At 51.9% G+C, this 6,138-nt stretch carries 10 protein-coding genes and 3 pseudogenes; 6 read left to right on the top strand and 7 right to left on the bottom strand.

Features of this window, described 5'->3' with window-relative positions:
* From Q0072_RS17235 to Q0072_RS17220, 4 genes and pseudogenes are all read right to left on the bottom strand, one after another.
* Nucleotides 1-510: pseudogene (locus Q0072_RS17235) on the bottom strand (DDE-type integrase/transposase/recombinase); the annotation flags it as partial.
* The gene (locus Q0072_RS17230; protein ID WP_298332765.1) at nt 482-802 is read right to left on the bottom strand and encodes an efflux RND transporter periplasmic adaptor subunit; all 321 of its coding nucleotides are present in this window, start codon (nt 800-802) and stop codon (nt 482-484) included. The gene Q0072_RS17230 and the pseudogene Q0072_RS17235, both read right to left, overlap by 29 nt.
* A gap of 326 nt (nt 803-1,128) precedes the next feature.
* On the bottom strand, nt 1,129-1,539 hold the full coding sequence (locus Q0072_RS17225; RefSeq protein ID WP_298332763.1) for a hypothetical protein: 411 nt from the start codon (nt 1,537-1,539) through the stop codon (nt 1,129-1,131).
* Nucleotides 1,540-1,815: 276 nt separating this feature from the next.
* Nucleotides 1,816-2,049: pseudogene (locus Q0072_RS17220) on the bottom strand (IS21 family transposase); the annotation flags it as partial.
* Between the two features lie 154 nt (nt 2,050-2,203).
* Here Q0072_RS17220 and Q0072_RS17215 point away from each other — a divergent pair.
* On the top strand, nt 2,204-2,446 hold the full coding sequence (locus Q0072_RS17215) for a CopG family transcriptional regulator (protein ID WP_298332761.1): 243 nt from the start codon (nt 2,204-2,206) through the stop codon (nt 2,444-2,446).
* Nucleotides 2,443-2,880: a TA system VapC family ribonuclease toxin gene (locus tag Q0072_RS17210; protein ID WP_298332759.1), complete on the top strand. Its 438-nt coding sequence runs from the start codon at nt 2,443-2,445 to the stop codon at nt 2,878-2,880. Before Q0072_RS17215 ends, Q0072_RS17210 begins: the two co-directional genes overlap by 4 nt.
* Before the next feature lie 291 nt (nt 2,881-3,171).
* On the opposite strand, the gene Q0072_RS17205 is transcribed toward Q0072_RS17210, so the two are convergent.
* Nucleotides 3,172-3,726 carry a hypothetical protein gene (locus tag Q0072_RS17205; protein WP_298332757.1) on the bottom strand — a complete coding sequence of 185 codons (555 nt, stop codon included), beginning with the start codon at nt 3,724-3,726 and terminating at the stop codon, nt 3,172-3,174.
* Between the two features lie 188 nt (nt 3,727-3,914).
* Between Q0072_RS17205 and Q0072_RS21975 the strand changes: the two genes are divergently transcribed.
* The 3 genes and pseudogenes from Q0072_RS21975 to Q0072_RS17195 form a co-directional block, all read left to right on the top strand.
* Entirely contained in the window at nt 3,915-4,133 is a 219-nt protein-coding gene (locus tag Q0072_RS21975; protein ID WP_366941843.1) for a phage integrase N-terminal SAM-like domain-containing protein, read from the top strand.
* Nucleotides 4,069-4,239 (top strand): tyrosine-type recombinase/integrase, encoded by a 171-nt coding sequence (locus Q0072_RS17200; RefSeq protein WP_298332755.1) that lies wholly within the window; start codon nt 4,069-4,071, stop codon nt 4,237-4,239. The genes Q0072_RS21975 and Q0072_RS17200 overlap by 65 nt, the downstream gene beginning before the upstream one ends.
* Nucleotides 4,240-4,249: 10 nt before the next feature.
* Nucleotides 4,250-4,555: pseudogene (locus Q0072_RS17195) on the top strand (transposase zinc-binding domain-containing protein); the annotation flags it as partial.
* A gap of 69 nt (nt 4,556-4,624) precedes the next feature.
* Here Q0072_RS17195 and Q0072_RS17190 read toward each other — a convergent pair.
* Complete coding sequence (locus tag Q0072_RS17190) at nt 4,625-4,822, bottom strand: hypothetical protein (protein WP_298332754.1); 198 nt, start codon at nt 4,820-4,822, stop codon at nt 4,625-4,627.
* A 606-nt stretch (nt 4,823-5,428) separates the two neighbouring features.
* Here Q0072_RS17190 and Q0072_RS21970 point away from each other — a divergent pair.
* Nucleotides 5,429-5,731: a helix-turn-helix transcriptional regulator gene (locus Q0072_RS21970; RefSeq protein ID WP_366941842.1), complete on the top strand. Its 303-nt coding sequence runs from the start codon at nt 5,429-5,431 to the stop codon at nt 5,729-5,731.
* A 128-nt stretch (nt 5,732-5,859) separates the two neighbouring features.
* Here the strand turns inward: Q0072_RS21970 and Q0072_RS17185 are convergent.
* The coding region (locus Q0072_RS17185; protein WP_298332751.1) for a hypothetical protein at nt 5,860-6,138 on the bottom strand (279 nt) is incomplete at its 5' end.

The raw sequence follows: 6,138 nt of genomic DNA, 5'->3' as shown, positions 1-6,138 counted from the left end.
GATTGTCCATCTTTTGCAGATGTATTCATAAGGTGTGAGGCCTTTGAGTGTCTTGAGGCGCTTGCCGAAATTATAGGCGTTGATGAAGTCAGTCAGGTGGGTCTTGAACTGATCGTGGCTGTCATAATGATAGCGTTTGACGGTGGCCTCCTTGATGGTGCGGTTCATGCGTTCGACCTGGCCATTCGTCCACGGGTGTTTAATCTTGGTCAGGCGGTGCTCGATGCTATTCTCACAGCAGACACGGTCGAAGATGTGGTCTGCGGCATAGACATGGCGCTCATGATTGGTGAACTGGATGCCGTTATCGGTCAGTACGGTATGGATGGCATAGGGGAGGCTTGCGATCAGGTTGCGCAGGAACTGTGCCGCCGCCATCTTGCCCGCCTTTTGATGCAACTCGACGTAGGCGAACTTTGAGGTTCGGTCGATGGCCACAAAGAGATAGAGCTTGCCTTCAGCAGTCTGGACCTCAGCAATATCAATGTGGAAATAGCCGATCGGGTACGCTATTCAAATAGGATTGCCTAATCCACGTTCCTTTTTTGCTTGCTAGGTTCGTTAGTAGCTGCATTCTTTCTGATTCAAGTCTTTCGAGATATAAATTTGTGTTGACCACCATGTTTTTATTGAGAGGCCGGGGGTCGATTTCAGCGATTAAATCACCTTTCTTTACCGTTTGACCAACGCGTACGGCAATCTTCTTCAAACGCCCCGATACCTGAGTCCCGGCCTTAAGATGCGTTAACGGTTCAACAGAGCCGTCTGTTAGAATGCAGGACTTAACGGTACCAAATTCCACTTTATACGTCTTGCGGCGCTGAGGAAGTTCATTTCCGTGAGATGAAAATAATAAAGTGCCTATAAGTGCAATCTCGAAAAGCGTAAAAAAAAGATAGTTTTTTCTTAACCATACAGATCTAACATCAACCAGTCTAACATTTCCGGATCCCGAAGATGAGTGATTACGCACTAATATATTGACATGACATCAAATTTGATGCCTTCACACCATCATAAATAATATAAATATTTATAAATTTACTCTATATATTTATAAATATGTATTTATCCAAATTAAATGAAAAGTACGATGTTTATGCAATCTTGATCAAATTTTTTACTTATTTAAACATGCCCGCAAACATATGAAGATGATTGATCCGATTTTAAAGAAATCCATCTCTGTATATCTTCAGGCATGCAGACCATTTCACCTTCATGAATGATCCGATGATCTACAACACGCAGACATCCGTCTCGTATGTCCGCCCACTTTAAGGTCAATACTAATGCAGAAAGGCATAAAAAATCGTAGGTTACATGTTCTAACGCGCCGCGTCTAGATTCTGTAGATTTTCCAATTACGCACCAGTTATTGTCACCAAGTTCTTTTTCTAAAAACGTATTTAAACGTTTACAGCCATTTTCTTCTTCGTTGGTTCTGTATAAAATAGCAACCCGACTAAACGCAGAAAACTTATCCTGTATCTTATCTGAAACTTCAGATGCGTGATCTCCACGCTTTTCATTTTTCATTTTGAGCCTCCACACCGAATACGGATTCCTAGGTTCAATACACAGAACCGATTGACTGAATTGCGGACAAATTGGGTCCTTTAAAACGCTTCTGTATAGATTCACGCAGCTACTCGCCCAACCCTCATGCATGATGGAAGAAAAGCGCCCGTATTGCTTAAGGGGATGCACGACGCGATGTTGCACGTTCTGGATGGCAATGGATGCGCATGCGCGCCTCCATCAGGCGGCGCAGGGTAGCAAACACCTCAGGCAGGGTAACTGCACACGTGGTTGGACGTGGCCGTCGACCCACGCCTCGGCTGTGGCCGCCGGATAGGCCCGCACATAACAGGCGTCACTGTGCTGCAGATCATAGGCAAAGAAACAAGCCTTCTGTTCAACGCCGCCGATGATCACCACAGCTTCACCAAAATCCGCCTGCGCATGCCCCGGCGGATGCGCCAGAGGTGCGAACATCTCCCGGTGGCGCCGTTCATGGTCGCGGACATAGTCCTTCACGATCGTATATTCAGGAAAACCTCGCAGACAAGGCACGCGGCAAGGGTATTCGTGTCCTGCGGATCGGAGAGCGCCGGTAAAAGCGGCGCGGCTCCTTTTAGATTGTCTTTTGAGAACGCTACCTTGAATTTTTCCTAATTGACGATATGATGCGTGATGTTTGATGACTGGTGATGACATGAGAACGACCTTAACGATAGATGATGACGTCCTCCAGGCTGCGAAAGCGGCGGCCGATCTGCAAAAACGCACGATCGGCGAGGTTATCTCGGAATGGGCCCGAAATGCGCTTTATAAGGCACCGGAAAACGCGGAGCGGAATGGTTTTCCGCTTTTGACGGTGCAAAAGCCGGGCGCCGTCGTCACGATGGATCTGGTGAACCAGCTTCGAGACGAACAGCCGTGACCTACCTGTTGGACGTAAATGTCTTGATCGCTTTGATCGATCCGGCGCACGTCGCACACCATGCCGCCCACGCCTGGTTTGGTACAATCGGACAGGCGACTTGGGCCACCTGTCCTTTGACCGAAAATGGCGTCATAAGGATCGTCGGAAACCCGAAATATCCGAACTCACCGGGATCGCCAGCGGCCGTTGCAGGTATCGTGCGGTCATTGAGGCAAATGCCAAGCCATGTGTTTTGGACCGATGATATCAGTCTGGTAGACTCGACTTACGTCGACACAAGCAAAATCACCACATCGGCTCAGGTGACAGACACCTACCTGTTGGCATTGGCGCGTGTGCGCGGTGGAAAACTGGTGACTTTTGATAGGCGATTGTCTGTTGCGGCTGTCAAAGATGGCAAGAGCGCGCTGGTTGTCATCGGCAACACTTAGCGGATGACTCCATGGCTTCCAAAGCGAAAATCAGTGACGAGGAACAGCGCCTTTGAATAGCGCGCTCAGCTCGCCCTTACCCACCCTCAACTTCGCGCTTGGAAATAAACACAAACTCAGTTTAGCTATCAATCGACTGCCAACTTGGGTGCGGGATCTTGACCCGGCCACAAGTGCGGGATTTTAAGACGGCCACCGGGGGTCGTCCGCGTGCCCGGGAGTGGTGCAGCCTGCCTTACCATGGTGGAGACGTCGTGCAGACCCATTCCAAGAGGTGCCGACAGCACTCAATTAGTGCATATCCGAGAACCCCAAGGGCTCATTTATATAAATCAAATTTTTATAAAATAAGTCCATATTGGAATTACCCCCAGGAACAGGTCGCTGTTTCGAGGGCAAGCGCGGGGGAGCGGTCTCCTGTGTGGCTCCCTCGCGCCCTTCTGTAAGCATGGGCTGATAGGTGGCCAGCCCGTTCAGCACCTTGTTCAGTTCCCCCTGAAGCTCGGTATAGCGCCATTTGAAATAGAGGAAGCCGCGCCACGAGAAGATGCCGTCGGAAAATTCAGCTGTCGAAAGGCGCAGAGTCATGCGCAGCGGATCGAGTTCACTATCGAGCTCGTTCGCCAGAATCTTCCCGGCCAGTTTCAGCGTCGCCTGTTGCATGGTGGTGCCGAAGGCCTCGCGCACCAGACTTTCGATTTCGCTATTGGTGAAGCCGATCATGCGGGTAATGTCGGCCTGGGTTATATAGAGATAGCAGGGGGCCGGACGATAGCCCTGCCGCCCCAGATGCTCACGAACCAGAAACGGATCAAGCGACGGCAGTTCGTCAAGCGCCCGCAGCACCTCAACATCAGGCAGGGCCGCGACGGCCTTAGATCGGTATGAAATTTAGCTGAATCGGGATTCCCAAATCAGAGAGGATCTGATTGAACTAAACCGCTGTCGCGGTATTGAGGCGTTGGGCTAGCGTGAGGTGCCCCTGGCTGAGAGGATTTGGTGTCGAGCCAACCTTTCAGACAGGAGAACCCCAGATGGCCGAGATCAGCCCTCTACGCCAACGCATGATGGATGATTTGAAGATACGCAACCTCTCTGCGGAGACTCAGCGGTCTTATATCCACCATGTTTCTAGGTTCAGCCGCTACTTCGGGCGCTCACCCGATAAGCTTGGTATTGAAGACGTTCGTGCCTACCCACCTCCTCGAAGCCGGCACGGACCTGCGCATTATCCAGGTTCTGCTCGGCCATAGCAGTCCCGTCACAACAGCGCTTTACGCGCAGGTCTCCAAGGCGGTCATCGCCGGGACCAGCAGTCCATTTGACAGCTTAACGACACAGATTATTCCGCCCGACTGAGTAGGACGCCATGCGTCCTACCTTGGAAGTTGCCGATATTTTTCGCCGCCATGGCGAAGGCTATCGGCGACGGCGCCACGGTCATATTGGCCGTGTCGAGCGCCGTATCATGTCTGCCATTGAGACCTGTCGGACGTCCGCACTCGGCGGCCATGCAGAAGCCTGCACTGACTGCGGCGTGGTGCGTTACGCCTTTAACAGTTGCCGCAACCGCCACTGCCCGAAGTGTCAGGGCTTGGCGCGCGCCGACTGGCTGGCCGATCGTCAGGCAGAACTGCTTCCTGTGCCTTATTTCCACGTAGTTTTTACCATGCCGGCGCCGTTAGCTGAGATCGCTTTTCACAACAAGGCGGCGGTCTATGCCAGGATATGCTTCAACCTGAAATCATAACGCTCTAGTGTTATAAATATTGCGGAGAAAGGCCTCGTAGCCGATCTGTCCGATCAGCACCGACTGCCCGCCCAGTTTCAGATCATCCGGATCGAAAGGCAGGATGATCTTGGTCGTGGTGCGACGCGGCTTGGTGAACAGGTCCTGCTCATTGGCGCGCAGGGTGTGTTTGAGGATCGGGGCGAGGTTCATCTGCCGGTTGCTGAAAAACGGCTTTTGCGAATAGTCGGGCGTCTCGCCGTGCTAGCGATAGACGTGACCCAGATTGAGCATGCGCGAGGTTGACGCCGTATCACTTAGATCACTGAGGCTGCGAACATCGCCGTACATACCAAAATTCATAACGACTGTAGCCTTCTAGGTCTGCGCGCGATGGGAGGCGATTTCAAAATCAACTCGTATGCTAACGCCCACAAAAGAACACGGCAATTCTAAAATCGCATCAACGACTGTCGTCGTCGGGGGTTTGGAGCTACGTCGATCAAGTTGCGGAAAGAGCTTGGTCCTGTCGGAGGGCGATTGTATGCGTGCAGGAATGTGACTGGCGGGGAGCGTTCACCGTGGTGCCGGGTCGCGATCTGCGACATCAGACGAAGAGGCACGGCGATATCTGATCCCGCTGGCTTTCTCTTATTGACTCCTTTAGGTAGAGTAAGGGATAGCCTGTGCGCGACCGCGACTCAAGGCGTGGTCCGACGGGATCGAAACATTGTCTTGCTATTCCCTTGTATGCTATCACTCGGAAACACGCTCTGCTTCTGAGGTAGCAGGTTAACATTTCATGAGGTTCGATCAGTAGTGTCAGAACGTGCGTCGCCCAAAAACCCTCACTACACGAAGGCCATTCGGTCGTTAGTCGAGCGGAGGGAGGAGCTTGGCTACAGTCAATATGACGTCGCGCGCCTGTGGGAGAAACCGCAAAGCGTCATAGCCAAAATCGAAAGGCAACAGCGCACTCTGAGCTTATTTGAGTTCATTGAGTATTGCCATTTGCTCAAGATGGACCCAGTTCCTGTTATTTCTCATATCCACAAACAAATGTCTAAAAAAGGACGTAAAAGGAAACCGGTGTCAAAAAACGATTTAAATACTCCTGAATAATAGTGAGCATGAATGGCTGGGCTCTCCGTTTGATGTTCTTTTAGCGAATATTCGGAGAATGCTCTGCCAGCCCTGCAAAGGATTGGTCGAGAGTGAGTGTTTGATGTGACTGCGCTATGGTGTCCTTTCTATTGCCTGGTTGATATGACAGTCTCCTGAGAGCGGGAGGCTTTTTCATTCCGCTGTGGCAGGAGACGCGCCACGGCAACCAGCACCTGCGTCCGCTGTTGAAACGCCAGCGTGCCGGCCAGAGCGACGGTTACAAGGCTGATCAGGTGCAGGCTCAGAGGCACGGGCAGGATGGCGCGCTGCTCCATCTCGTTCAGCACCAGTATACTCCCCGTCAGGCCGATCAGCCCCCACGTGCTGAGGGCGGGCCAGCGGCCGCCCTGCCGCGCGACCAGATG

Origin of the sequence: Asticcacaulis sp. (assembly GCF_027484505.1) — a bacterium.
Taxonomy (GTDB): domain Bacteria; phylum Pseudomonadota; class Alphaproteobacteria; order Caulobacterales; family Caulobacteraceae; genus Asticcacaulis.
The sequence above is the reverse complement of the archived record's forward strand: the minus strand, read 5'-3'. Positions and strand labels throughout refer to the sequence as shown.